Origin of the sequence: Pseudacidovorax sp. NFM-22, from assembly GCF_021401245.1 — a bacterium.
GTDB lineage: Bacteria > Pseudomonadota > Gammaproteobacteria > Burkholderiales > Burkholderiaceae_C > Xenophilus.
Map to the genome: position 1 here is coordinate 486,542 of NZ_JACBFY010000004.1, position 22,378 is coordinate 508,919.

At 71.2% G+C, this 22,378-nt stretch carries 21 protein-coding genes, 1 pseudogene and 1 riboswitch; of the genes and pseudogenes, 7 read left to right on the forward strand and 15 right to left on the reverse strand.

Features of this window, described 5'->3' with window-relative positions; translation table 11 throughout:
- The first annotated feature begins 6 nt into the window (after positions 1 to 6).
- Positions 7 to 723 (forward strand): ABC transporter ATP-binding protein, encoded by a 717-nt coding sequence (locus L0984_RS17115; protein WP_234194907.1) that lies wholly within the window; start codon positions 7 to 9, stop codon positions 721 to 723.
- A 106-nt stretch (positions 724 to 829) separates the two neighbouring features.
- On the opposite strand, the gene L0984_RS17120 is transcribed toward L0984_RS17115, so the two are convergent.
- Together L0984_RS17120 and L0984_RS17125 are read right to left on the reverse strand one after the other, a co-directional pair.
- A complete protein-coding gene (locus L0984_RS17120; protein ID WP_370646036.1) occupies positions 830 to 1,810 on the reverse strand; it encodes a Bug family tripartite tricarboxylate transporter substrate binding protein in 981 nt (326 codons plus the stop codon).
- A 79-nt stretch (positions 1,811 to 1,889) separates the two neighbouring features.
- On the reverse strand, positions 1,890 to 2,939 hold the full coding sequence (locus L0984_RS17125) for a CDP-6-deoxy-delta-3,4-glucoseen reductase (RefSeq protein ID WP_234194908.1): 1,050 nt from the start codon (positions 2,937 to 2,939) through the stop codon (positions 1,890 to 1,892).
- 85 nt (positions 2,940 to 3,024) lie between these two features.
- Between L0984_RS17125 and L0984_RS17130 the strand changes: the two genes are divergently transcribed.
- The gene (locus L0984_RS17130) at positions 3,025 to 3,966 is read left to right on the forward strand and encodes an SDR family oxidoreductase (RefSeq protein WP_234194909.1); all 942 of its coding nucleotides are present in this window, start codon (positions 3,025 to 3,027) and stop codon (positions 3,964 to 3,966) included.
- 58 nt (positions 3,967 to 4,024) lie between these two features.
- Here L0984_RS17130 and L0984_RS17135 read toward each other — a convergent pair whose 3' ends face one another.
- The gene (locus L0984_RS17135) at positions 4,025 to 4,498 is read right to left on the reverse strand and encodes an Lrp/AsnC family transcriptional regulator (RefSeq protein ID WP_234194911.1); all 474 of its coding nucleotides are present in this window, start codon (positions 4,496 to 4,498) and stop codon (positions 4,025 to 4,027) included.
- A gap of 113 nt (positions 4,499 to 4,611) precedes the next feature.
- On the opposite strand from L0984_RS17135, the gene L0984_RS17140 reads away from it, so the two are divergent.
- Positions 4,612 to 5,232: a LysE family translocator gene (locus L0984_RS17140; RefSeq protein WP_234194913.1), complete on the forward strand. Its 621-nt coding sequence runs from the start codon at positions 4,612 to 4,614 to the stop codon at positions 5,230 to 5,232.
- Between the two features lie 58 nt (positions 5,233 to 5,290).
- On the opposite strand, the gene L0984_RS17145 is transcribed toward L0984_RS17140, so the two are convergent.
- The 3 genes from L0984_RS17145 to L0984_RS17155 all read right to left on the reverse strand — a co-directional run bounded on the left by L0984_RS17145 (position 5,291) and on the right by L0984_RS17155 (position 9,562).
- Positions 5,291 to 6,952 (reverse strand): SulP family inorganic anion transporter, encoded by a 1,662-nt coding sequence (locus L0984_RS17145; protein WP_234195055.1) that lies wholly within the window; start codon positions 6,950 to 6,952, stop codon positions 5,291 to 5,293.
- Positions 6,953 to 7,115: 163 nt separating this feature from the next.
- A complete protein-coding gene (locus tag L0984_RS17150; protein WP_234194916.1) occupies positions 7,116 to 8,204 on the reverse strand; it encodes a patatin-like phospholipase family protein in 1,089 nt (362 codons plus the stop codon).
- A 257-nt stretch (positions 8,205 to 8,461) separates the two neighbouring features.
- Positions 8,462 to 9,562: a tartrate dehydrogenase gene (locus L0984_RS17155; RefSeq protein ID WP_234194917.1), complete on the reverse strand. Its 1,101-nt coding sequence runs from the start codon at positions 9,560 to 9,562 to the stop codon at positions 8,462 to 8,464.
- A 209-nt stretch (positions 9,563 to 9,771) separates the two neighbouring features.
- Between L0984_RS17155 and L0984_RS17160 the strand changes: the two genes are divergently transcribed.
- Positions 9,772 to 10,716, forward strand: a complete 945-nt coding sequence (locus L0984_RS17160) for a LysR substrate-binding domain-containing protein (RefSeq protein WP_234194919.1) — start codon at positions 9,772 to 9,774, stop codon at positions 10,714 to 10,716.
- Here the strand turns inward: L0984_RS17160 and L0984_RS17165 are convergent.
- Entirely contained in the window at positions 10,664 to 11,575 is a 912-nt protein-coding gene (locus L0984_RS17165) for an AraC family transcriptional regulator (RefSeq protein WP_234194921.1), read from the reverse strand. The two genes, L0984_RS17160 and L0984_RS17165, sit on opposite strands and share 53 nt — an antisense overlap.
- 153 nt (positions 11,576 to 11,728) lie before the next feature.
- Here L0984_RS17165 and L0984_RS17170 point away from each other — a divergent pair, with 153 nt between their 5' ends.
- The gene (locus L0984_RS17170; protein WP_234194923.1) at positions 11,729 to 12,976 is read left to right on the forward strand and encodes an MFS transporter; all 1,248 of its coding nucleotides are present in this window, start codon (positions 11,729 to 11,731) and stop codon (positions 12,974 to 12,976) included.
- 126 nt (positions 12,977 to 13,102) lie between these two features.
- Here the strand turns inward: L0984_RS17170 and arsC are convergent.
- Positions 13,103 to 13,456, reverse strand: a pseudogene (gene arsC, locus L0984_RS17175) (arsenate reductase (glutaredoxin)); the annotation flags it as partial.
- A gap of 29 nt (positions 13,457 to 13,485) precedes the next feature.
- Between arsC and L0984_RS17180 the strand changes: the two are divergent.
- The gene (locus L0984_RS17180; RefSeq protein ID WP_234194925.1) at positions 13,486 to 14,322 is read left to right on the forward strand and encodes an SAM-dependent methyltransferase; all 837 of its coding nucleotides are present in this window, start codon (positions 13,486 to 13,488) and stop codon (positions 14,320 to 14,322) included.
- 75 nt (positions 14,323 to 14,397) lie between these two features.
- Entirely contained in the window at positions 14,398 to 14,865 is a 468-nt protein-coding gene (locus tag L0984_RS17185) for an EVE domain-containing protein (RefSeq protein ID WP_234194927.1), read from the forward strand.
- 53 nt (positions 14,866 to 14,918) lie between these two features.
- Here L0984_RS17185 and L0984_RS17190 read toward each other — a convergent pair whose 3' ends face one another.
- The 7 genes from L0984_RS17190 to L0984_RS17220 all read right to left on the reverse strand — a co-directional run bounded on the left by L0984_RS17190 (position 14,919) and on the right by L0984_RS17220 (position 22,352).
- Entirely contained in the window at positions 14,919 to 15,422 is a 504-nt protein-coding gene (locus L0984_RS17190) for a 6,7-dimethyl-8-ribityllumazine synthase (RefSeq protein WP_043112514.1), read from the reverse strand.
- A gap of 123 nt (positions 15,423 to 15,545) precedes the next feature.
- Positions 15,546 to 15,718: riboswitch (FMN riboswitch) on the reverse strand.
- A 64-nt stretch (positions 15,719 to 15,782) separates the two neighbouring features.
- Complete coding sequence (locus L0984_RS17195) at positions 15,783 to 16,697, reverse strand: DMT family transporter (protein ID WP_234194929.1); 915 nt, start codon at positions 16,695 to 16,697, stop codon at positions 15,783 to 15,785.
- A gap of 71 nt (positions 16,698 to 16,768) precedes the next feature.
- Complete coding sequence (locus tag L0984_RS17200; protein ID WP_234194930.1) at positions 16,769 to 17,647, reverse strand: sugar phosphate isomerase/epimerase family protein; 879 nt, start codon at positions 17,645 to 17,647, stop codon at positions 16,769 to 16,771.
- Positions 17,647 to 18,834, reverse strand: coding sequence for a dihydrodipicolinate synthase family protein (locus L0984_RS17205; protein WP_234194932.1), 1,188 nt, complete (start codon positions 18,832 to 18,834; stop codon positions 17,647 to 17,649). The genes L0984_RS17200 and L0984_RS17205 overlap by 1 nt, the downstream gene beginning before the upstream one ends.
- A gap of 25 nt (positions 18,835 to 18,859) precedes the next feature.
- Positions 18,860 to 20,035 (reverse strand): Gfo/Idh/MocA family protein, encoded by a 1,176-nt coding sequence (locus L0984_RS17210; protein ID WP_234194933.1) that lies wholly within the window; start codon positions 20,033 to 20,035, stop codon positions 18,860 to 18,862.
- Between the two features lie 42 nt (positions 20,036 to 20,077).
- A complete protein-coding gene (locus L0984_RS17215; protein ID WP_234194936.1) occupies positions 20,078 to 21,535 on the reverse strand; it encodes a hypothetical protein in 1,458 nt (485 codons plus the stop codon).
- Positions 21,525 to 22,352 carry an ABC transporter ATP-binding protein gene (locus L0984_RS17220; RefSeq protein ID WP_234194937.1) on the reverse strand — a complete coding sequence of 276 codons (828 nt, stop codon included), beginning with the start codon at positions 22,350 to 22,352 and terminating at the stop codon, positions 21,525 to 21,527. The genes L0984_RS17215 and L0984_RS17220 overlap by 11 nt, the downstream gene beginning before the upstream one ends.
- Between the last annotated feature and the right edge of the window lie 26 nt (positions 22,353 to 22,378).

Below are 22,378 nucleotides of genomic sequence, written 5' to 3' on the forward strand. Positions count from 1 at the left end.
CCGCGCATGGCACAGACTCTGTTGAAAGTGAGCGGCCTGAAGGTCGCGTACGGCGGCATCCAGGCCGTCAAGGGCGTGGACTTCGAGGTGCGCGAAGGCGAGCTGGTTTCGCTGATCGGCTCCAACGGCGCCGGCAAGACCACCACCATGAAGGCCATCACCGGCACGCTGCCCGCGCTGGCCGGCGAGATCGAGTTCATGGGCAAGTCCATCAAGGGCCGTGGCGCCTGGGACCTGGTCAAGGAAGGCCTGGTGATGGTGCCGGAAGGCCGCGGCGTGTTTACGCGCATGACCATCACCGAGAACCTGCAGATCGGCGCCTACACGCGCAACGACAAGGCCGGCATCGCGCAGGACATCGACCGCGTGTTCACCACCTTCCCGCGCCTGAAGGAGCGCGCCACGCAACTGGCGGGCACCATGTCGGGTGGCGAGCAGCAGATGCTGGCCATGGGCCGTGCGCTGATGGCGCGGCCCAAGGTGCTGCTGCTGGACGAGCCGACCATGGGCTTGTCGCCCATCATGTGCGACAAGATCTTCGAAGTGGTCAAGCAGGTCTATGACCAGGGTGTGACGGTATTGCTGGTGGAGCAGAACGCCAGCCGCGCACTGCAGATCGCCGACCGTGGCTACGTGATGGAGTCGGGCCTGATCACCATGGATGGTGACGCCAAGGTGATGCTGAGCGACCCCAAGGTGCGCGCGGCCTACCTGGGCGAGTGACGTGGCAGGCGGCCCTGTGGGCCGCCACAGCCAGGAAAAAGAAAACGGGCCGCGCTTTCGCCGGCCCGTTCTGCTTTGGGGGCACCGCCGGGGCGGCGCCAGGCGCTCAGTCCACCTTCGCGCCCGTGGCCTTCACCACCTGCTCGTACTTGGCCAGTTCGCTCTTCATGAAGGCGCCGAACTGATCCGGCGTGGTCGGCACCGGCTCGGCAAAGAGGGCGGCGAAGCGGGTCTTGGTCTCGGGCGCGTTCAGCGCGCCGACGAAGGCCTGGTTCAGCCGGTCGATCACATCGCGCGGCGTACCCGCCGGCGCCACCAGGCCCCACCAGGTGTCGATGGAAAAGCCCTTGAGCGTGTCCGCCACCGGCGGCACGTCCGGAAGGAAGGGACTGCGCTGCAGCGTGGTCACGGCCAGTGCCTTGAGCTTGCCGCCACGGATGTTGGGCGCGGCGGTGGCCAGGTTGTCGAAGTTGAAGTCGACCTGGCCGCTCAGCAGCGCCAGCTGCGCCGGGTTGCCGCCGTTGTAGGGAATGTGCACGGCGAAGATGCCCGCCGCCTTCTTGAACATCTCGCCCGCCAGGTGGCCGGCGCTGCCGTTGCCGCCGCTGCCGTAGTTCAGCTTGGCCGGGTTGGCCTTGGCGTAGGCGATCAGGTCCTTGAGGCTGTTGATCTTCAGGCGCTGCGCCGTCTCGGCATTCATCACCAGCACGTTGGGCACCCGCACCATCTGGGTGATGGGCGCGAAGTCGGTGGCCGCGTTGTAGGGCATGCGGCTGTAGAGCCAGGGATTGACCGCATTCGTCGCCGTGGCGGCGATGCCGATGGTCAGGCCGTCGGGCTGCGCCTTGGCCACCATGTCGGCGCCGATGTTGCCGCCCGCGCCCGGCTTGTTGTCGATGATGATCGGGCCGCCGAATGCGTCCTTGGCTCGCTCGGCCAGCGCGCGGGCCGTGACGTCGATGGGGCCGCCGGCGGCATAGGGCACGACCAGGCGGATCGGCCGGCTGTCGGCGTGCGCCACGAAGGGCAGGGCGGCGCTGGCGGCCAGAAGGGAGAGCACGGGGCGGCGGGTGATCAGGCGGGTCATGGTGTCTCTGGTTGTCTTGTGATCGGAAGGCCGTGCGCCGTCGGTCGACGGCAGGCGCGGCATGCGGCGGAGCAGGCGCTCAGGGGGCGGCCTTGTCCGCCTCGGAGGTGAAGGCGTCGGCGAAGAATTCCTCTTCGGGCAAGCCGCCCTGGGCCACATAGTCGCGCTGTGCCGATTGCACGACCACCGGCGCGCCGCAGGCATACACCTGGTGGCCAGAAAGGTCCGGTGTGTCCTCGAGCACGGCCTGGTGGACGAAGCCGGTGCGGCCGGTCCAGTTGTCCTCGGGCACGGCATTGCTCACCACCGGCACGTAGCGCAGCTGGGGCATCTCGGCCAGCTGCTCGCGGATCCAGCCGTTCATGTAGAGGTCCTGCGGCCGGCGGCCGCCCCAGTACAGCGTGGCGGGCCGCTCGATGCGCTTGAACTTCATGTGCTCGATCAGCGCCTTGATGGGCGCGAAGCCGGTGCCGGAAGCCAGCAGCACGATGGGCTTGGTGCTGTCCTCGCGCAGGAAGAAGCTGCCGTAGGGGCCTTCGACGCGCAGGATCTCCTTTTCCTTCATCGCGCCGAATACATGGTCGGTGAACTTGCCACCGGGCATGTGGCGGATGTGCAGTTCGATGCCGGTGCCCGGCTCGGACAACGTGTGCGGCGCATTGGCCATCGAATAGCTGCGCCGCGCGCCGTCGCGCAGCAGGAACTCGACGTACTGCCCGGCATGGAACTTCATCGGCTCGCCGGCCGGCAACTGCAGGCGCAGCTGCATCACGTCGTGCGACAGGCGCACCAGCGTCTGCACGCGCACAGGCATCTTGCGGATGGGGAAGGCGTCGGCATCGACCACCTGGCGCGATTCGAGCACCACGTCGCTGGTGGCGTGCGCGCGGCAGGTCAGGATGTAGCCGGCGGCGGCCTCCTCGGCGCTGAGGGCCTTGGACTGGTAGGCCTCCATCGTCACTTCGCCGGAGAGCTTCTTGCACTTGCAGGAGCCGCAGGCGCCGTCCTTGCAGCCGTAGGGCAGGCCGATGCCCTGGCGGATGCCGGCGGACAGGATGGATTCGCCGGCCTCGGCGTCGAAGCGGCGGCCGCTGGGCTCCACGCTCACGGAGAACACGGTGTCGGACATGGGTGGGTATTCTTCGGGGGTTGTGCCGGCGCTGGCGCCGCGTGGGGCGGGCGCGGCCGGTCAAGACTGCGGAAAGCGTTCGATTTTGCCTTCAAACCGTCTTCCCCTCGGTGCGCTGCCGGCGCGCTTCCGCCGCATGCGGCTGCTCGTCGTCGGCTGCGGCGACGTGGGCCAGCGAGTGCTGCGCCAGCTCGGCGGGCGGATGCGGGTGCTGGCACTGACCTCCTCACCCGAGCGGGTGCCGGCCCTGCGCGCGGCGGGCGCAGTGCCGCTGGTGGGCGACCTGGACCGGCCCGCCACGCTGCGCCGCCTGGCCGGGCTGGCGCCCCGCGTGCTCCATCTGGCGCCGCCGCCGCGCGAGTCGGGTGCGGGTGGCGACCGCGACACCCGCACCCGCGCGCTGCTGCAGGCGTTGGCCCGCAGCGGCGCGGTGGCGGCGCCGGACGTGCTGGTCTATGGCTCCACCACCGGCGTGTATGGCGATTGCGGCGGCGACTGGATCGACGAGACCCGCCCGGTCGCGCCGGCCACCGCGCGCGGCCGACGTCGCGTCGATGCGGAACGTGCGATGCGCGAAGCCGGTGCGCGTGGCCTGCGGGCCAGCATCCTGCGCATCCCGGGCATCTACGCGCCCGACCGGCCAGCGGGCACGCCGCGCGAGCGCCTGCTGCGCGGCACGCCGGCACTGCGCGCGGAAGACGACGTCTACACGAACCACATCCATGCCGACGACCTGGCGCGCGCCTGCATCGCCGCCCTCTGGCGCGGGAAGGCGCAGCGCGTCTACCACGCGAGCGACGACACGCAGTTGCGCATGGGCGAGTACTTCAACCTGGCGGCCGATCTCTTCGGCCTGCCCCGGCCGCCGCGGCTGTCGCGTGCCGAGGCGGTCGCGCAGCTGTCGCCCATGCAGATGAGCTTCATGAGCGAGTCGCGACGGCTACGAAACCGGCGGCTCAAGCAGGAACTGCGGGTGCGGCTGGCCTGGCCCGACGTGGCCCGGGGTCTCCAGGGCAGCGCCTCGTAGCTTTCGCAGGCGGCGTACCGGGCAGGGACGCCGCCATGGTTAGCCTGCCGAGGGTCGGTCACGCGCGCTGGCTGCCCACCGGCACCAGACCGCGGCGTTCGATGGGCGTGGAGAACACGATGGAGGTGCGCGTCTCGCCATAGCCATTGATCGTGCCCAGGAAGCGTTCGAGCTCGGGCAGGCTGGGCGCGACCACCGTCATCAGGTAGGAGTCGGCGCCCGCCACGTGATGGCACTCCAGGACTTCCGCGGCGGTGCGCAGCCGCTCCAGGAAGGCCTTCTTGCCCGGCTGATGGACCGTGATGCCCACCATCGCCTTGACCGGGTAGCCGGCGAGAGCCGGATCCAATTCGGCGCCGATGCGTCGCACCACGCCGGATTCCTGCAGGCGCCTGAGCCGTTCCGCCGTGGCGGCGACGGAAAGGCCCGCCTGCTCGGCCAGGCTCTTCAGTGGTGCCCGGCCTTCCTGCTGCAGGGCGCCGAGCAGCAGCCAGGCGGTGTCGTCGAGCGGGTCGGTGGGTGTTCTGGCCATCGTCGCATTGGGCCGGAAAAAGAAGCGGAAATCAAAACCAGTGCCGGAAATATTGGCTGGGAATGCAGCTTTCGACCTCGGATGATCCTTGTCGTCCCAACGCGGAGATTCCCATGGCCGACATCCAGAACTACGGCAGCTTCCTCATCGCCATCCTGATCTTCCAGGCCGTGCCGGGTGCGGGCACCGTCGCCATCCTCGACGCCACGGCGCGCGGCGGCGTGCGGGCCGGCATGGCCTGCGTGGGGGGCACCTTGGCGGGCGACGCGCTATTCATGGCCGCCGCCGCGCTGGGGCTCGCGGCGCTGTTGCAGGCCAGCCCGGTGCTCTTCGGCGCCTTGCAGTGGCTGGGCGCGGGCTATCTGCTGTGGATGGGCTGGGGCATGCTGCGGTCCACCGCTTCCGCGTCGAGCGCCTCGCCCCACGCGCCCCGCAGCCCGCGCGAATATGCCCGGCGCGCCTTCGCGATCAGCCTGGCCAATCCCAAGGTGATGCTCTTCTTCGTGGCCTTCTTCCCGCTCTTCATCGCGCCCGGCGCTTCGGCGGTCACGCTGCCCCTCATGATGCTGCACGTGACGCTGCTGAGCCTGCTCTGGCAGGGTCTGCTGGTGGTCATGGGCCGCGAGGTGGCGCGGCGTTTCGCCACGCGTCCTGCCGCCCGCACCGTCGCGACCCGGCTGGCGGGCGTGGCGCTGGTCGGGCTGGGGCTGAAGCTGGTCGCGGGACTTCGGTGACCCGCTGCTGTGCGGGAGAGCGGCAGTCAGTGCCTGCCGCGAGGGCGTGGCATGGAGGTCATGAACGGGCCAGTGCCGCCAGCGCCTCGCCGTCCGTGCGGTACTGCGCGAACAGCGGCCCCGGCGCCAGCAGCCCTGCACGGTCCAGCACCTGCTGCGCGGGGAGCTTCAGGCCCGACAGGTGCAGCATCACGCCGCGCCCCTCCAGCAGCCGCCGGATGTTGCCGAACACCTCGGCGCCGGTCAGGTCCACGCGGTTGATGGGCTGCGCAAACAGGCAGACGTGGCGCAGGTCCGGATGCCTGGCAAGCGCCTCGGTGATGTGACGCTCCAGCGTGCTGGCGGAGGCGAAGTCCAGTTCCGCGTCCATGCGTAGCGCGTAGAGGTCCGGCGCCAGCGGCGGCAGGTGCCACAGGTGGCGGTCGCGCAGGCTGCCGTCCCCGTGCAGCCCCACCTCGATGATGCGCGGATGCAGATGCCGGTACATGTAGTGCGACAGCGCCGCCAGCAGCCCGCCCAGCACGCCCCAGTAGATCGAGGGCGCCGTCGCGATGGTCAGCACGAAGGTGCCGAAGGCGATGCCGGCCTCGATGCGCGAGATGCGCCACAGCTGCAGGAAGGAACGCGGCTTGAGCAGCCCGATGGTGGCTGTGGCGACGATGGCCGCCAGCACCGCCTGCGGCACGTGGTAGAGCAGCGGCATGGCCCACAGCAGCGCCACGGCCACCACCGCCACGTTGAACAGCGTGGCCCACTGCGTTTGCGCGCCCGCGTACAGCGTGATGGCCGAGCGCGAGAAGGACGAACTGGTCGGAAAGCTGCCCGTGAGGCCCGAGGCCACCTTGGCCAGGCCCTGGCCGATCAGGTCCTGGTTCTCGTTCCAGAGCTTGCCGGCGCGGGCGTTGTCCACCTTGGCGCTGGAGGCCGTCTCCAGGAAGCTCACCAGCGTGATCAGGAAGGCCGGCAGCAGCAGCGTGCCCAGCGTGTGCCAGCCCAGCGCCTGCGGCAGGTAGAAGTCGGGCAGGCCGCCTGGCAACTGGCCGACCACGGCGCCGCCGCCCAGCGCGTAGCCCAGCAGTGCACTGATCAAGGCGGTGCCGGCCACCAGCAGCATGGTCGTCGGCATGCGCGGCGACAGCCGCTTGCCGAAGAACAGCAGCGCCATGCTGCCCAGGCCGAAGCCGATGGCGATGAAGTCCGGTGGCGGCCCCTGCATCACCTGCAGCGGCGTGCGGCCGGTGTAGCCCAGCAGCGCCGGCAGCTGCGAGAGCGTGATCAGCACCGCCGCGCCCTGGGTGAAGCCCATCAGCACCGGCGAATTGACCAGCCGCAGCAGCCAGCCGAAGCGCGCCGCGCCCAGCAGGATCTGCATGGCGCCCGACAGCAGGGTGAGCCACACCGCCAGCGACACCCATTCGGCGCTGCCCGGCACCGCCATGGGCGCGAGCGTCGCGCCCACCAGGAGGCTGGTCAGGGCGGTGGGCCCCACCGACAACCGTGCCGACGAGCTGAACAGCACCGCGATCAGCGCCGGCAGCAGGGCCGCATAGATGCCCGTGACCAGCGGCATGCCGGCCAGCGCCGCATAGGCCACGCCCTGCGGGATCACCATCAGTGCCACGGTGAGGCCGGCCAGTGCCTCGCTGACCAGCAGGCCGCGCGTGGGCCGGGGCCAGTTCAGGAAGGGCAACCAGTGCTTCAGGGCGCGGGCCCGGCCCATGGGAGGGACCGCGGGCGAGGTGGAGTCGGGGAGGTCGGGATCGGCAGGGGCAGTCATGAAGCGGGCACCGTGCTCAGGCGACGGTGGCGCGCGATTGTCCGCTCACTGCATGCCGATCGGCGTCATGCCGGTGTAGGGCGCGCCGCTTGCGCAGCGCGGGCGCTCAGGGCGCCTGGCAGCTGTCATCGAGCCCGGCCGCACTGGCCAGCTTGCGCCAGCTGGAGCGCTGTTCGAGGCAGGTCTTTTGCCGCGCCTGGGCCGCCTGGGCCTGTGCCTGCTGGGCGGCCTGGGCGCGCTGCGCCTGCAGTTGCGCCACGCGCTCCTTGATGCGGGGCATGGCGGCCAGCGCCGCCTTCTCGCCTTCGAGGATGGCATTGGCCCGTTGCGTGAAATCGGCGGCGCCGATGTCCAGCACGGCCGGCCGGATGGTCACGTCCGCCCGGGTCAGCTCGGCGTGACCCAGCTTCTGACCCATGATCGCGATGGACTGGCCCACGGTGCCCAGCAGGTCGCCCGGCGCGCGTCCGCGCGCCTTGCTGGAGATGTCGACGGCGATCACGACGTCCGCACCCAGCTGCCGCGCCGCATCCACGGGCACGGGGCTGACCACGCCGCCGTCGACATAGTGGTACTTGCCGATGGCCACCGGCTGGAACACGCCCGGCACGCTGCTGGAAGCCCGCACCGCTTGGCCGGTGTTGCCGCGGGCGAAGACGGTGCGCTCGCCGTCCTCCAGCCGCGTGGCCACGGCCACGAAGGGCTTGGCCAGCTGCTCCATGGGCTTGTTGTGGACCTGGGCGTTGACGTAGTCCTCCAGCTTCTGGCCCAGCACCAGGCCGCCGGACGAGAACTGCAGGTCGCGGATGCTGGCCTCGTCGAGCGCGACGGCCTTCTGCTGGAGTTCGAAGGCGTTCATGCCGCTGGCGTACAGGGCGCCCACCACGCTGCCGGCGCTGGTGCCGGCCACCACGGCGGGGGCCAGGCCGTTGGCCTCCAGCATCTTGATCACGCCGATGTGGGCGAAGCCCTTGGCCGCGCCACCGCCGAGGGCGATGCCGATGCGGATGGGGGCGGGCGCGCCGCTGCCGGCGGGTGCGGGCGAGGCCGTGGCACTGGGCGCGGCGCTTGCCGCGGCTGCGGGCGTGCGGGGCGCGCTGCCGCAACCGGCGAGTGCCGCGAGGCCGAGGGCGGCGATGGGCCACCACCCGAGGAGCGCGCGGCGGGGAAGGGAAGAAGAAAGTCCTGCTGTCATCGGAGAGGACGGAGTGTGACAGCGGCAAAAAGTGCCCGGGCCGCGGCCCGCGGCGTCTGGCGTCTGGCTTTTGGCGTCAGCGTCCAGCGTCCAGCGTCCGGGGCCGGATCCGCCGTGGCATCTCTTCTGGCTCCCTCTCCCCTCGCGAGAGAGGGCTGGGGAGAGGGGGCGACGGCACCTGCCCTGCCCTGAGGGGAGCCTCATGGCGGGCCCCCTCTCCCCAACCCCTCTCCCGCGAGGGGAGAGGGGCTCATGCATCAGCCCGCGATGTGTCGCGCCACGGCCTCGCCCAGTTCCGTCGTGCTGGCCTGCCCGCCCAGGTCGGGGGTGCGCGGCCCTTCGCGCAGCACCGTCTCGATGGCCGCCAGGATGGCGTCGTGCGCCTGGCGGCAGGCGCCTTCGCCGTGGCCCAGGAAGTCCAGCATCATCGCGCCCGACCAGATCATGGCGATGGGGTTGGCGATGTTCTTGCCGTAGATGTCCGGCGCCGAGCCGTGCACCGGCTCGAACAGCGAGGGGAAGGTGCGGTCCGGATTCAGGTTGCCCGAGGGCGCCAGGCCGATGGTGCCGGTGGTGGCCGGGCCGAGGTCCGACAGGATGTCGCCGAACAGGTTGGTGGCCGCCACCACGTCGAAGCGGCCCGGCTGCAGCACGAAGCGCGCGGACAGGATGTCGATGTGCTGCTTGTCCAGCGCCACGTCCGGGTAGGCCTTCTTCACCTCGTCGGCCTGCTTGTCCCACCAGGGCATGCTGATGGCGATGCCGTTGCTCTTGGTGGCCAGGGTGACGTGCTTGCGGGGCCGCGACTGCGCCAGCTCGAAGGCGAACTTGAGCAGCCGCTGCGCGCCGACGCGGGAGTAGACCGACTCCTGGATCACCATCTCGCGCTCCGTGCCCTCGTACATCACGCCGCCGAGCGAGGTGTACTCGCCCTCGGTGTTCTCGCGCACCACGAAGTAGTCGATGTCGCCCGGCTTGCGGCCGGCCAGCGGGCAGGGCACGCCCTCGAACAGGCGCACCGGGCGCAGGTTGACGTACTGGTCGAACTCGCGGCGGAACTTCAGCAGCGAGCCCCACAGCGACACATGGTCCGGCACCGTGGCCGGCCAGCCCACGGCGCCGAAGAACAGGGCGTCCATGCCCTGCAGCTGGGCCTTCCAGTCGTCCGGCATCATCTTGCCGTGGGCCGCGTAGTAGTCGCAGCTGGCCCATTCGAAGTGGCTGTACTCGATGGCGATGCCGAAGCGCTGGGCGGCGGCGTCCAGGGCGCGCAGGCCCTCGGGCATGACTTCCTTGCCGATGCCATCGCCGGGCAGGACGGCGATGCGGAAGGGGCGGTTGGGGGTGGCTGCGGACATGTGGGTCTCCGGGAGCGAAAAGGAAAGGAACGGCGCAATGCGGGCCGTCGACCAAAGACCGTTCGGGCTGAGCCTGTCGAAGCCTGGGCACAAGCCCTTCGACAAGAGGGCGAACGGATCAATTGACTGGCATCGAAGGAAGAGTGCGCATTCTCGTTGCACACGTTATTCATACAATCCCTCTTCCGTGAAGACATTGGCCACGAAACGTGAGCAATATCCCCGCCAACGAAGACCTGCGCGTCTTCCTCATCGTGGCCCGCCAGTCCAGCTTCGCGGCGGCGGCGGAGCAGCTGGGCGTCTCGACCGCCTACGTGAGCAAGCGCATCCGCGTGCTGGAGGACGTGCTCGGTGTGCGTCTGCTCCACCGCACCACCCGGCGCGTGAGCGTGACCGACCAGGGCGAGCGCGTCTTCCACTGGGCGCAGCGCGTGCTCGACGACGTGGAGCAGCTGATGCAGGAGGTGGCCGTCACCCGCGGCGAGCCGCGCGGGCTGCTGCGCATCAGCAGCAGCTTCGGCTTCGGCCGGCGGGTGGTGGCGCCCATGCTCTCGACCATGGCGCGGCGCCACCCCGGCCTGCAGGTGCGGCTGGAGGTGCTGGACCGGCTGGTGGACGTGGCCGCCGAGGGCTACGACGTGGACGTGCGCGTGGGCGACGAGATCGCGCCGCACCTCATCGCCCGCCGGCTGGCGGCCAACCACCGCGTGCTGTGCGCCGCGCCCGCCTACCTGGCCCGCCGCGAAGCGCCGCGCACCCTGCAGGACCTGGCCAGCCACGACTGCCTGGTGATCAAGGAGCGTGACCATCCCTTCGGCGTGTGGCGGCTGCGCGCCGGCGCGCAGGAGGAGGCGGTGAAGGTCACCGGCCCGCTGTCGTCCAACCATGGCGAGGTGGCCGTGCAGTGGGCGGTGGACGGCCACGGCGTGGTGCTGCGCTCGCTGTGGGATGTGGCGCCGCTGCTGGCCGATGGCCGGCTGGTGCAGCTGCTGCCCGACTGGCGGCAGGAGGCCAACGTGTGGGCCGTCTACCCCGAGCGCCTGGCCAGCTCGGCCAAGGTGCGGGTCTGCGTCGAATACCTGATCGAGGCCTTTGCCGAGGTCAGCGCCGCCGATGCTGGAAGGCCGTCGGCGACTTCCCCGTCGCCTGCTTGAACATGGCGCAGAAGGCGCTGTCGGTGGCATAGCCGCAGGCGGTGGCCACCTGGCTCACGGCCATGCCGCGGGCCAGCAGCGGCAGCGCATGGGCCAGCACCGCCTGCTGGCGCCAGGCCTGCCAGCTCATGCCCAGCTGGTCGCGGAACAGGCGCGCCACGGTGCGCTCGCTGGCGCCGATGCCGCGGGCGCGCTCGGCCAGCGTGGCGCGGTCGTCGGGCGCGCGCAGCACGGCCTCGCACAGCTGGCGCAGGCGCTTGTCCTGCGGCAGCGGCACGTCGATGCGGATCTGCTGGGCGCGCTCCAGCTCGTCCACCAGCAGCGGGGCAATCCAGCGCTCGCGTTGCGGCGCCGCCGGGTCGGCGGGCGGCAGGCCGTCGGGCGTGGTGTCCAGCGCCAGCATCAGGGCGCGCAGCAGCGGGCTGATCTCCAGCACCTCGCAGCGCGCCCAGTCCGGGCCCAGCCAGCGGTGCAGGTAGACCGTGCGCAGCTCGGCGTCTTCCACCAGCGTGATGCTGTGCGGCACGTCCGCCGGCACCCAGAGCGCACGCGAGGGCGGGATGATGTAGCTGCCGTCCCGGGTCGAGAGGCGGATCACGCCGCGGGTGGAGAAGGTGAGTTGCGGCCAGGGATGGGTGTGGGGCTCGACCTGGGTGTCGGCGGAAAGGAAATGCTCCTTGGCCCGCAGCGGGCGCACGGCATCGGGCGCGTAGAGGTGCGGCGTGAGCGGGCCAACGCTGTGGGCGAGGGCGGCCGGGGCCGTCGCGGGGAGCGCATGGCGCGTGCCGGACGGGCGCCGTTTCCGGGCGGAGATGTCCGCGACCGGGGCCGCTTCGACAGGCGTTGCAAGATCTGGCATGTTCTCGACACAGGTTGGCAGGGTGTCGGCATTCTGCCGTTTTCCGGCGCCTACCATGGCGGGGCGCTGCGGGCCCGGGTCGGGTGACGCAGCCGCTTCCTCCAACGACAAGAAACCCGCCTGCTGCGTCCCCGGGACGCACGGCCCGCTGCCATGACCACTGCTTCTGCGTCGCCCCCCGGCGGCTCTTCCTCTCTTCGCTCCGATGCCACCCTCATCGGCCTGGTCGGCCTGGCGCACGCCATCAGCCATTTCAGCCAGCTGATCCTGCCGCCGCTCTTCCCCTGGCTGAAGGACGCCTTCGGCGTCAGCTACACCGAGCTGGGCGCGGTACTGACCGTGTTCTTCGTCACCTCCTGCGCGGTGCAGGCGGGCTCGGGCTTCATCGTCGACAAGCTGGGCCCGCGGCCGGTGCTCTTCGTGGGCCTGGGCTGCCTGGGGCTGGCGGCCTTCGGCTACGCGATGGCGCCCAACTACTGGGGCCTGGTCGGCAGTGCCATCGTGGCGGGCGTGGGCAATGGCGTCTTCCACCCGGTGGACTACACGCTGTTCAACCGCAAGGTGGCGCCCACGCGCCTGGGTCATGCCTACAGCGTGCACGGCATCACCGGCAGCCTGGGCTGGGCGCTGGCGCCGGCCTTCGTGGTGCCGCTGGCCATCGCCTTCTCCTGGCGTGTGGCGCTGGCCAGCGCGGGCGTGCTGGCCCTGGTGGTGCTGGTGGTGCTGTGGGTCGGCCGCGCCGCGCTGGCGCTGGACGTCAAGGCCGTGCAGAAGGCCACCGGCCAGGGCCCCGGCAGCGAAGGCGCCTTCGCCTTCCTGCGCATCCCGGCGGTGTGGATGTGCTTCGGCTTCTTCTTTTTCTACGCCATGGTCATCAGCGTGGTGCAGACCTTCGCGCCGCAGGCCGCTGGCCGGCTGCACGCCGTGCCGGTGGCGCTGGTCGCCATCTGCGTGACGGTCTACATGGTGGCCAGTTCGGTGGGCATGGTGCTGGGCGGCTTTCTGGCCTCGGACCCGACGCGCTGCGAGCGCATCGTGGGGGCAGGCTTCGGCATTGCGGCCGCGCTGGCGCTGGTGCTGGGCCTGGCGAGCTTTCCGCCCGCGGTGGTGCCGGTGCTGTTCGGCGCCATGGGCTTCGCCTCGGGCATTGCGGGCCCCTCGCGCGACCTGATCGTCAAGCGTTCCACCCCCGCCAACGCCAGCGGCCGCGTCTACGGCGTGGTGTACGCGGGCCTGGACATCGGCCAGGCAGTGGCGCCGCTGATCTTCGGCCGCCTGATGGACGCCGGCCAGTACACCAGCGTGATCCTGGGGCTGGCGATGGTGCAGGCGGTGCTGATCGCCAGTGCCTTCAACGTGCGCCGGGCGCGGCGCGAGCTGCTGACGCCGGCTTCGGCCTGACTTTCCCGCGCCACGGTCAGGCGCTGCAGGCCCCAGGAACGCGGCAAGGACTTCCAGGCCGCCGCCGACCGATCCGCCGCGCCGTCGCTGTCGCGCTCTTCGCCCGGCACTGGGCGACGGCGCTCAGAGGATCTCCAGCACCACCTCCTTGGGCCGGCACAGCCGCGTGCCCTTGGGCGTGACCACCAGCGGGCGGTTGATGAGCACCGGGTGGGCCAGCATCGCGTCCAGCAGGTCCTCGTCGCTGCGGGCGGGATCGAGCAGGCCGAGTTCGGCGGCCAGCGCCTCCTTCTCGCGCAGCACGCCCCGTACGCCGAGGCCGCTGTCCGCACACAGGCGCTGCAGTGTGTCGCGGTCGGGCGGTGTCTTCAGGTAGTGGATGACCGTGGGCTCGATGCCCCGCTCGCGCAGCATCGCCAGCGTGTTGCGCGAAGTGCCGCAGGCGGGGTTGTGATAGATCGTGGTGTCGTTGCTTGGCATCCGGGAATTATTCCCACCATACTGGCCGGATGCGCTGCCGACCTCTCCTGCTTCTGCTGCCTGGGCTCGCGGCGACGGCCGCGGTGCCCACGGCCGGGGCGCAGCCGCGGGGCGATGCAGCCGCCGTGGCATCGATGGTGGCGGCCGAGCGGCTCGCCCAGGCCATCGTCCGGATGGCCGCGCTGCGCAGCGACGACCATCTGCTCGACCTGGGCACGGCAGAAGGCCGCGTGGTGGTGGCCGCGGCGCTGGCCGGTGCACGCGCCACCGGCGTCGAGACCGAACCCGAGCTGCTCAACCGCGCCCGCCAGCGCGCGGCCCAGGCGGGTGTGGCGGACCGGGTCGTGTTCCGGGAGGAGGACCTTCTGCGCACGCCCCTCACCGGTGCCAGCATCGTCGTGATGCACCTGCCGCCCGAATCGCAGCAGCAGCTGCGTCCGGCGCTGCTGCGCCTGGCGCCGGGCACGCGGGTGATCTCCGACACGGACGGTTTGTCCGGCTGGCCGGCCGAGCAGACGCAGACCGTGGAACTGCCCGACCGCAGTCCCGGCCGTCTACGGACGCAGCGCATCTCTCTCTGGCGCGTGCCGGCACCGGTCGACGGCGCATGGTGCGCGCCGGGCGGCTTCCAGCTCAGCTTTCGTCAGTCGATGCTGGCGTACCAGGCCACCTTCGCGCGCGGCGCCGGGACGCCCGTGCAATGGCGCGGCCGCATCGACGGCGCGAGCCTGCCGCCGCCGGTCGGTGGCCCACTGCGGCCCTGGCTGATCTGGAGCGACGGCCAGTTGCTGGTGCGGCGCGGCATCCCAGGGCTGCCGGACGGCATCCGCCTCTCGCGGCGGCCCGCTGCCGGCTGCCCGTCCTGAGCCGCCCTGACCGGCCGGGGTGCGCAGGTGAGACGTCGTCAACCTGTGCCCGGCCCCAGCCCGGACAATGCCGCCATGAGTTCCCGCTACTGGTTGATGAAGTCGGAGCCCGACGAATGCTCCATCGACGACGCCCTGGTCGCGCCCGCGCAGACCGTGCCCTGGACGGGCGTGCGCAATTACCAAGCGCGCAACTTCATGCGCGATGCGATGCAGGTCGGCGACGGTGTGCTCTTCTATCACTCCAGCTGCCCGCAGCCGGGCGTGGCTGGCATCGCGCGCGTGGCCTCGGGCGTGCGGCCCGACCCGACGCAGTTCGATGCGGCCTCGCCGTACCACGACGCGGCGTCCAAGCCCGATGCGCCGCGCTGGCTGCTGCTGGACGTGCAGGCGGTGCGCAAGACGCGGCTGCTGGGCCTGCCCGAGCTGCGCGCCGAGCCGGCGCTCGCCGACATGCTGCTGCTGCGCAAGGGCAACCGGCTGTCGATCACGCCGGTGACGCCGGCCGAGTGGGCGGCCGTGCTGGCACTGGCGGATCGCTGAACCGACGCAAGGCTCGGGCGGCCCGCTGCCAGGCCGCCCGCCACTGCGCGCGATCAGGCCGCGAGCAGCGCGTCCAGCCGCGAGAGCCCCGCGATGGTCTTCACGCAGGCCTCGGCCGCCTCGGTGCCCTTCACCGCGAAATGGCGGTGGAAGTACTTGCGGTGCTCGATGTGCTCGTGGAAGTGGTGCGGCGTGAGCACGGCCGAGATCATGGGCACCTCGGTCTCCAGCTGCACCTGCATCAGCGACTCGACCACGGTGCTGGCCACGAACTCGTGGCGGTAGATGCCGCCGTCGACCACCAGCGCGCAGCACACCACGGCGGCATAGCGGCCGCTGCGGGCAAGCCGTTTGGCATGCAGCGGGATCTCGAAGGCGCCGGGCACGTCGAAGATGTCGATCTGCGAGGCGGGCACGCCCAGGCGTTCCATCTCGGCAAGGAAGGCGTCGCGCGCCTGGTGGACGATGTCCGCATGCCACTGGGCCTCGACCAGCGCAATGCGCCGGTCGCCCAAGGCGGGCAGGATCTGGAGGGGAAGGTCGTTGAGCTGACTCATGGTGTTGCCTTTGAACAAAGGGTGGGCCTGAATCAGGGCATCGAGAACATGCACGAAAAGCCGCGCCCGGCCCTTGGCTGCGCGCGGCATGGCGCCGCACGCAGCCAAGGGCCTGGCCGCATCTCGCGCTCTCTTTCATCCGGACTGTGACCGTCGGCTTCGGAATCGCACCGAATCTGCTGACCCCGCCGCCACGGCCCGTGAAGGCGGCGGCGGCGGGCGCTCGCGGGCTCGTGCGGAAGTCGCCTTCCACCATGACCGCCGGTAGGGAATTCCACCCTGCCCTGAGAACGCTTGGCGGCCACCCGAGGGTGGCTGCGGGCGGATTCTAGGAGCGGGTCAAAGCCCTTGCTGTCGCCTTCATTCCGCCTGCGCCTCCAGCGTGCGCACCGGCTGGCGGTTGCGCTCGCTGCGGATCACCTGCAGGCCCGAGCCCACCAGCAGCGCGATGCCGGCCCAGGCCCAGGCATTGGGCACGTCGCCCCAGACCGCATAGCCCAGCCCCACCGCGAAGAGCAGGGCCGAGTAGCGGAAGGGCGCGGTGAGGGACACCTCGCCCTGGCGCATGCACTGGATCAGCAGGAAGTAAGCGGTGGCCAGGAAGGCGGACGACAGCGCCAGCAGCCCGAGCTGCCCGGCCGCGGCCGGCTGCCAGCCCTCGGCCACCGACAGCGCGCCCGACAGCAGCGTGACGGCCAATGCGGTGGAGAGCGTGACCACGATGGAGGGAATGGCCGGGTCGAGCCCGCGCGTCAGCAGATCGCGCGTCGCATGGAACAGCGTGGCCGAGAGGCACAGCAGCGCCCAGGCGTTGAAGCCGTCGCCGCGCGGCTGCACCACCAGCAGCACGCCGACGAAGCCGATCCCCACGGCCCACCAGCGCGCCGCGCCCGGCCGCTCGCGCAGGAAGATGGCGGCGAACACCGTCATGAAGAGCGGGGCCGCGAGGTTGATGGCGGTGGCATTGCCCAGCGGCAGGCGGAACAACGAGAGCAGGTACATCACCGTCGCGCAGGCATCCACGCTGGCGCGCAGCAGCACGCGCGGGTGGCGCAGGGCGCCCAGGCGCCGGTGCTCGCCGAGCACGACGGCCACGGCCAGCACCAGCAGCGTGGCCATCAGCCCGCGCAGGAAGATGAGCTGCCCGGCCGGCAGCCCCTGGCTGACGAGTTTGCTGAGGGCGTCGTTGACGACGAAGCAGGCCATGGCGCCGAGCATGCAGCCGATGGCGCGTCGGCCGCGGCGGGCCGGATCGGAGGAGAGGAGGGAAGGCACGGAGGGCGAGGGTAACGCGGCCCAAATCCGTTCGCCCTGAGCCTGTCGAAGGGCCGAAGGGCGCGCGCCCCTCACACCACGCTGCGATGCCGCTCGATGCAGATACGCAGCGTCTCTTCCCCGTCGCGCTGCCACCAGTCCTGCGTCGAGAAGATCTCCACCTCGCAGTACCCCGCGTAGCCCGCGGCCTCGACCCAGCCGCGCAGCTGCTGCAGCTCGATCACGCCGTCGCCCATCATCCCGCGGTCGTTGAGCAGGTCGCGCGTGGGCGTGAGCCAGTCGCACACGTGGTAGGCCAGCAGGCGGTCCCGGCCCGCGCGGGCCGTCTGCGCTTCGAGCTTCGGGTCCCACCAGCAGTGGTAGGCATCGAGGGCGACACCCAGCATGCCCGTGCGATCCGGATCGAGGGCGTCGCACAGGTCCAGCGCCTGCTCCAGCGTGTTGACGCAGGCCCGTTCCGCGGCCTGCATGGGATGCAGCGGCTCGATGGCCAGCGGCATGCCGACGTTGCGCGCGTACTCCAGCGAGGCCGCGATGCCATCGCGCACCTCGCCGCGGGCGCGGGCCATGTTCTTGTGGACCGGCTTGCCTTCCAGGGCGCCGGGCAGCGCGCCGACCACCAGCACCAGGCAGGGCGCATCCAGCGCCTTGGCTTCGTCGATGGCGCGGCGGTTGTCGTCCAGCGCGGCGCGCAGGCCGGCGGCGTCGGCCGCGGGGTAGAAGCCGCCGCGGCAGTAGCCTGAGAGCTGCATGTCCAGTGCCCGCAGTTGCCGGCCCACGGCCTCCAGCCCGGCGGCGGCCACCTGATCGCGCCAGGGGCTGATGGCGCGGATGCCCCGCGCGGCGCACTGGTCGATGATGCGCGCCAGCGGCACCTCGGCACCGCGCTGGCGGCGGATGGTGGCGGTGTTGATTGACAGCCAGCGGCTGTCCTGCGACAGGTCGCGCATCAGCCCTCCACCCCGTGCGTGGCCAGCAGCGCCTTCATGCGGCGCACGGCCAGGTCCGGGTCGGCCAGCAGGTGGGCCGCATCGGCCAGGCGGAACAGCTCGGCCAGGTGCGGCAGCGAGCGCGTGCTCTGCTGCCCGCCCACCATGGTGAAGTGCGACTGGTGGCCGTTGAGCCAGGCCATGAAGACCACGCCCGTCTTGTAGAAGCGCGTGGGCGCCCGGAAGATGTGGCGCGACAGCGGCACCGTCGGCGCCAGGATCTCGTGGAAGCGCGCCGTGTCGCCCTGCGCCAGCGCCGCCAGCGCCGCACTCGCTGCGGGCGCGATGGCGTCGAAGATGCCCAGCAGCGCATCGCTCTTGCCATGCGTGGGCTCGGTGCCGGCACCGTCGCCGGCGATCAGCTCGGCATAGTTGAAGTCGTCGCCGGTGTACATGCGCACGCCCGCGGGCAGGCGGCGGCGCATGGCGATCTCCTTGTCCTTGTCGAGCAGCGAGATCTTGATGCCGTCCACCTTGTGCGGATGCGCGGCGATGATGCCCAGGGCCGTGTCCATGGCGGCGTCCACGTCGGTGGTGCCCCAGTAGCCGGCCAGCGCCGGGTCGAACATGTCGCCCAGCCAGTGCAGCACCACCGGCTGCTTCGCCTGGCTCAGCACGCGGTCGTACACGCGCTCGTAGTCGGCGGGGCTCGTCGCCACGCGGGCCAGCGCGCGGCTGGCCATCACGATCAGCTTGCCGCCCAGGGCCTCGATGGCGGCCATCTGCGTCTCGTAGCCGCGGATCACGTCGTCCACGCTGCGGACCTCGGCCAGGTCCAGGTGGTCGGTGCCACAGCCGGAGGCGAGGAAGGCGCCGGGGACGTCGCGCGCGGCGTCGATGGAGCGGCGGATGAGTTCCAGCGAGGTGGGCCAGTCCAGGCCCATGCCGCGCTGGGCGGTGTCCATGGCCTCGGCCACGCCCAGGCCCAGCGACCACAGGTGGCGGCGGTAGTCCAGGGTGGCGTCCCAGTCGACAGCGCACTGCAGCCAGGGGTCGATGGCGGCCAGCGGATCGGCCACCACATGCGCGGCGGAATAGGCGATGCGGTCGAAGCGGGCGCCTGGCTGCGGCTGCACCGGCGTGGCGCCGCTGAGCGTGTAGGCGGCCAGGCGGCCGTCGGCGTCGGGCAGGCGAAGGGTCAGGGCCATGGCAGTTTCCTCGTCGGTGCGGCCATCAGACCTTGAGCGGCGGCACGTCGATCCAGCGCCGCTCCTTCCAGGAGTCGAGCGCGGCCTCCACCAGCTGCACGCCCTTGGCGCCTTCGGGCAGCGTCCACTTGTACGGCGCGTCCTCGACCACGTGGCGGATGAAGTGCTCCCACTGGATCTTGAAGCCGTTGTCGTAGGTCTCGACGTCCGGGATCTCCTGCCACTGGTCGAAGAAGTTCATCGTCTGCTTGATGTCCGGGTTCCACACTGGCCGCGGCGTGGCCACGCGCGACTGGGCGCGGCAACTCTGCAGGCCGGCGACGGCCGAGCCCTCGGTGCCGTCGACATGGAAGGTCACCAGGTCGTCGCGGCGCACGCGCGTGACCCAGCTCATGTTGATCTGCGCGATCACCGGCTCGCCGTTGTGGCCGGTGAGCTGGCAGGTGGCGTAGGCGGCGTCGTCGGCCGTCGCTTCGTAGGGCTGGCCGGCTTCGTCCCAGCGCTTGGGGATGTGCGTGGTGCCCAGGCAGCTGACCGACTTCACCTCGCCGAAGAGGTTGTCGAGCACGTAGCGCCAGTGACACATCATGTCCAGGATCATTCCGCCGCCGTCTTCCTTGCGGTAGTTCCAGCTGGGGCGCTGGATGGGCTGCAGGTCGCCCTCGAACACCCAGTAGCCGAACTCCAGCCGCACCGACAGCATGCGGCCGAAGAAGCCGGCGCGGCGCAGCATGTCCAGCTTGCGCAGGCCGGGCAGGAAGAGCTTGTCCTGCACGGCGCCGTGCTTGATGCCCTTCGTGCGGCCGGCCTCGTCGGCCAGGCGCGCGATCTCCACCGCCTCGTTGAGGTTGGTGGCGATGGGCTTCTCGCAATACACGTGCTTGCCGGCGCGGATGGCCCGGGCCAGCAGCTGCGGGCGCATCTGGGTGGTGCCGGCGTCGAAGAAGACGGTGTCGTCCGGATTGGCCAGCGCGGCCTCCAGGTCGGTGCCCCAGCGCTCGATGCCATGCGCACGGGCCAGCGCCGCGATCTTGTCGGCATTGCGGCCGATGAGGATGGGGTCGGGCATCACGCGGTCGCCGTTGGCGAGCGGGACGCCGCCTTGAGCGCGGATGGCGCAGATGGAGCGGATCAGGTGCTGGTTCATGCCCATGCGTCCGGTGACGCCGTGCATGATCAGTCCGAGTCGTTGTGTGGCCATGGAAGGCTCCTCTCTCTGGAAATGGCGGGGGTAAGGGGCGGCTCAGACCATCGACGGTGCGCGGTCGAGCGGTGCCAGGTGATCGAAGTCGGGCAGGGCGCCGGTGGCGAAGCCGGGCCGGGCGAACAGCGAGCCGAGGGCGATGGCGCCGTCGCGGATGGCCAGCCGGGGCCGACCGGCGCTGCATTCGTACAGGTCCGGATGGGCCTCGGCGAAGGCCTGGGCTTCGGCATCCGATGCGGGGCCGAAGCCATCCACATAGTGGTGGCCGTTGCGCTCTGCATGGGTGAGGCCCAGCAGCGCGGCCCAGGCCAGGTCCTGCTGGACCGACAGGCCGGCCTGGCAGGTCAGGTCCTCGGCGGACAGGAAGGGCGGCGTGCCCGGGGCGCTCGCCTGACGCTCGCAGCGCGCGCGGTTGGCCAGCGCCTTCCAGATGCCCTTGCAGCCCTTGCTGGAGATGCCGGCCCAGCCGGCCGCGCGCGCCTGCACGAAGCTGTCCAGCGCGGCATCGCCCTCGTCCAGCAGCAGCGGCGTCGGCAGGCGCAGCGCCGCCAGGCCGTGGGCGAAGCTGCCGTCGCGCGGCAGCGGCTGCTCCAGGTAGAGCAGCGCCTGCGGCCGCTGCGCCACGCGCGGCAGCGTGCGCAGGCCGTCGGCCAGTTGCGCCAAGCGGTCGGTGTCGGCGTATTGCTCGTTGCCGTCGAGCGTGTAGCGGTGCTGCGGGCAGAGCAGGTCCAGCACGGCGAGCACGGCGTCCAGGCGGTCGAGGTCGGCCTGCGGGTCGCCGCCGAGCTTGATCTTGAAGAAGCGGTGGCCGTAGCGGCGGATCACCGCGGGCAGGGTGGCGGGCAGGGCCTGGGCGTCGGGTGCGGCCGACGCGTCGTCCAGCGCATCGAGCATGCCGATGGTGTGCCTCGCCTGCAGGGTGGCGGCCGGGCGGCGCGTGCGCAGCCAGCCGTTCCAGTCCCAGCCGGCCAGGTCGGGCAGCAGGGGCGTGTCGGCCAGGCCCGGCAGGTTGTGTGCGAGCGCCTCATGCACCGGCAACCCGGCGGCGCGGCACAGGGCGTCGAGCACGGCGCGGTCCAGCACGGCCTGGCCGAAGGTGGTGCTCAGGGCGGTCTCGCCAGCGGATCGGCCCGCGGCGGCCAGAGCGCTGCAGTGGCGCTCGAAGAGGCCGAAGGCGCTGGCGGGCTGGTCGTTCTCGTACGCCTGTGCGGCGCGTGTGAAGGCGGCGGCCAGGTCGGCGATGTTGTGGGCCGCATCGCGCTCGGAGCGCTTGTCGAACCAGCGCGGCACCATCATCTCGGCGGCATGGCCGACTGCACTGCCGTGGCCGGCCATCTCGACCTCGGCCCGCACGAAGAGTTGCGGGCAGCGGGTGAGCGTGACCTGGCCGAAGCGGAAGGGCAGGCGCAGCCGCATGTCGCGCACGCCGGCTTCCACCCGCCGCACGCGCAGCGGCAAGCCGGCGCCGGCCGACGAGGAACCCGCCTCAGTGCGCATCCAGGTGACCCTGCGCGTAGAAGTGCGCGCGCAGCTGGCGCGCATAGGCGGCGAAGGCCTCGGTGCCCATCACGTCCAGCGGGCGGGGGCGGGGCAGGTCGATGTCGTAGGTGGCGGCGATGTGGCCGGGCCGCTCGCTCATCACCAGCACGCGGTCGGAAAGGAACACCGCCTCCGGGATGCTGTGGGTGATCAGCAGCACCGTCTTGCCCGAGGCCTGCCAGATGCGCTGCAGCTCCAGGTTCATGCGCTCGCGGGTCATGGCGTCCAGCGCGCCGAAGGGCTCGTCCATCAGCAGCACGGGCGGGTCGTGCAGCAGGGCCCGCAGGATCGCCACGCGCTGCTGCATGCCGCCCGACAGCTGCCAGGGGTACTTGTGCTCGAAGCCCTGCAGCCCGGCCATGGCGATCAGCGACTCGGCCCGCTGGCGCGCGGCGGCCATGGGCATGCCGCGGATTTCGGCCTGCAGCAGGATGTTGTCGATCACCCGGCGCCAGGGCAGCAGCAGCGCGCTCTGGAAGACGATGCCGACGTCGGTCTGCGGTCCGGTGACGGGCTTGCCCGCCAGCCGCAACTCGCCGCCGGAGATCGGCAGCAGGCCCGCCACCATCTTCATCAGCGTGCTCTTGCCGCAGCCGGAGGGACCGACCACCGAGACGAACTCGCCGGCGCGGATCTGGAAGTCCAGCGGCCGCAGCGTCTCGACCTCGCCCTCGCGGGTGCGGTAGACCTTGCGAACGCCCCGGCCTTCGATCAGCACCTGGCCGGTGCGGGCACCGGCGGCCAGCGGAACGACGTTGGACGGCACGGCACTCATGGATTCGCCTTCGGGGTGGCCAGTGC

Coding starts and splice junctions, on each gene's coding strand:
- L0984_RS17210 (WP_234194933.1), bottom strand. CDS start 20,035: ATGGCCACACAACGACTCGGACTGATCATGCACGGCGTCACCGGACGC.
- L0984_RS17125 (WP_234194908.1), bottom strand. CDS start 2,939: ATGTCCGACACCGTGTTCTCCGTGAGCGTGGAGCCCAGCGGCCGCCGC.
- L0984_RS17140 (WP_234194913.1), top strand. CDS start 4,612: ATGGCCGACATCCAGAACTACGGCAGCTTCCTCATCGCCATCCTGATC.
- L0984_RS17190 (WP_043112514.1), bottom strand. CDS start 15,422: ATGAGTCAGCTCAACGACCTTCCCCTCCAGATCCTGCCCGCCTTGGGC.
- L0984_RS17135 (WP_234194911.1), bottom strand. CDS start 4,498: ATGGCCAGAACACCCACCGACCCGCTCGACGACACCGCCTGGCTGCTG.
- L0984_RS17185 (WP_234194927.1), top strand. CDS start 14,398: ATGAGTTCCCGCTACTGGTTGATGAAGTCGGAGCCCGACGAATGCTCC.
- L0984_RS17120 (WP_370646036.1), bottom strand. CDS start 1,810: ATGACCCGCCTGATCACCCGCCGCCCCGTGCTCTCCCTTCTGGCCGCC.
- L0984_RS17115 (WP_234194907.1), top strand. CDS start 7: ATGGCACAGACTCTGTTGAAAGTGAGCGGCCTGAAGGTCGCGTACGGC.
- L0984_RS17220 (WP_234194937.1), bottom strand. CDS start 22,352: ATGAGTGCCGTGCCGTCCAACGTCGTTCCGCTGGCCGCCGGTGCCCGC.
- L0984_RS17165 (WP_234194921.1), bottom strand. CDS start 11,575: ATGCCAGATCTTGCAACGCCTGTCGAAGCGGCCCCGGTCGCGGACATC.
- L0984_RS17200 (WP_234194930.1), bottom strand. CDS start 17,647: ATGCGCGACCTGTCGCAGGACAGCCGCTGGCTGTCAATCAACACCGCC.
- L0984_RS17145 (WP_234195055.1), bottom strand. CDS start 6,952: ATGGGCCGGGCCCGCGCCCTGAAGCACTGGTTGCCCTTCCTGAACTGG.
- L0984_RS17155 (WP_234194917.1), bottom strand. CDS start 9,562: ATGTCCGCAGCCACCCCCAACCGCCCCTTCCGCATCGCCGTCCTGCCC.
- L0984_RS17215 (WP_234194936.1), bottom strand. CDS start 21,535: ATGCGCACTGAGGCGGGTTCCTCGTCGGCCGGCGCCGGCTTGCCGCTG.
- L0984_RS17150 (WP_234194916.1), bottom strand. CDS start 8,204: ATGACAGCAGGACTTTCTTCTTCCCTTCCCCGCCGCGCGCTCCTCGGG.
- L0984_RS17180 (WP_234194925.1), top strand. CDS start 13,486: ATGCGCTGCCGACCTCTCCTGCTTCTGCTGCCTGGGCTCGCGGCGACG.
- L0984_RS17205 (WP_234194932.1), bottom strand. CDS start 18,834: ATGGCCCTGACCCTTCGCCTGCCCGACGCCGACGGCCGCCTGGCCGCC.
- L0984_RS17170 (WP_234194923.1), top strand. CDS start 11,729: ATGACCACTGCTTCTGCGTCGCCCCCCGGCGGCTCTTCCTCTCTTCGC.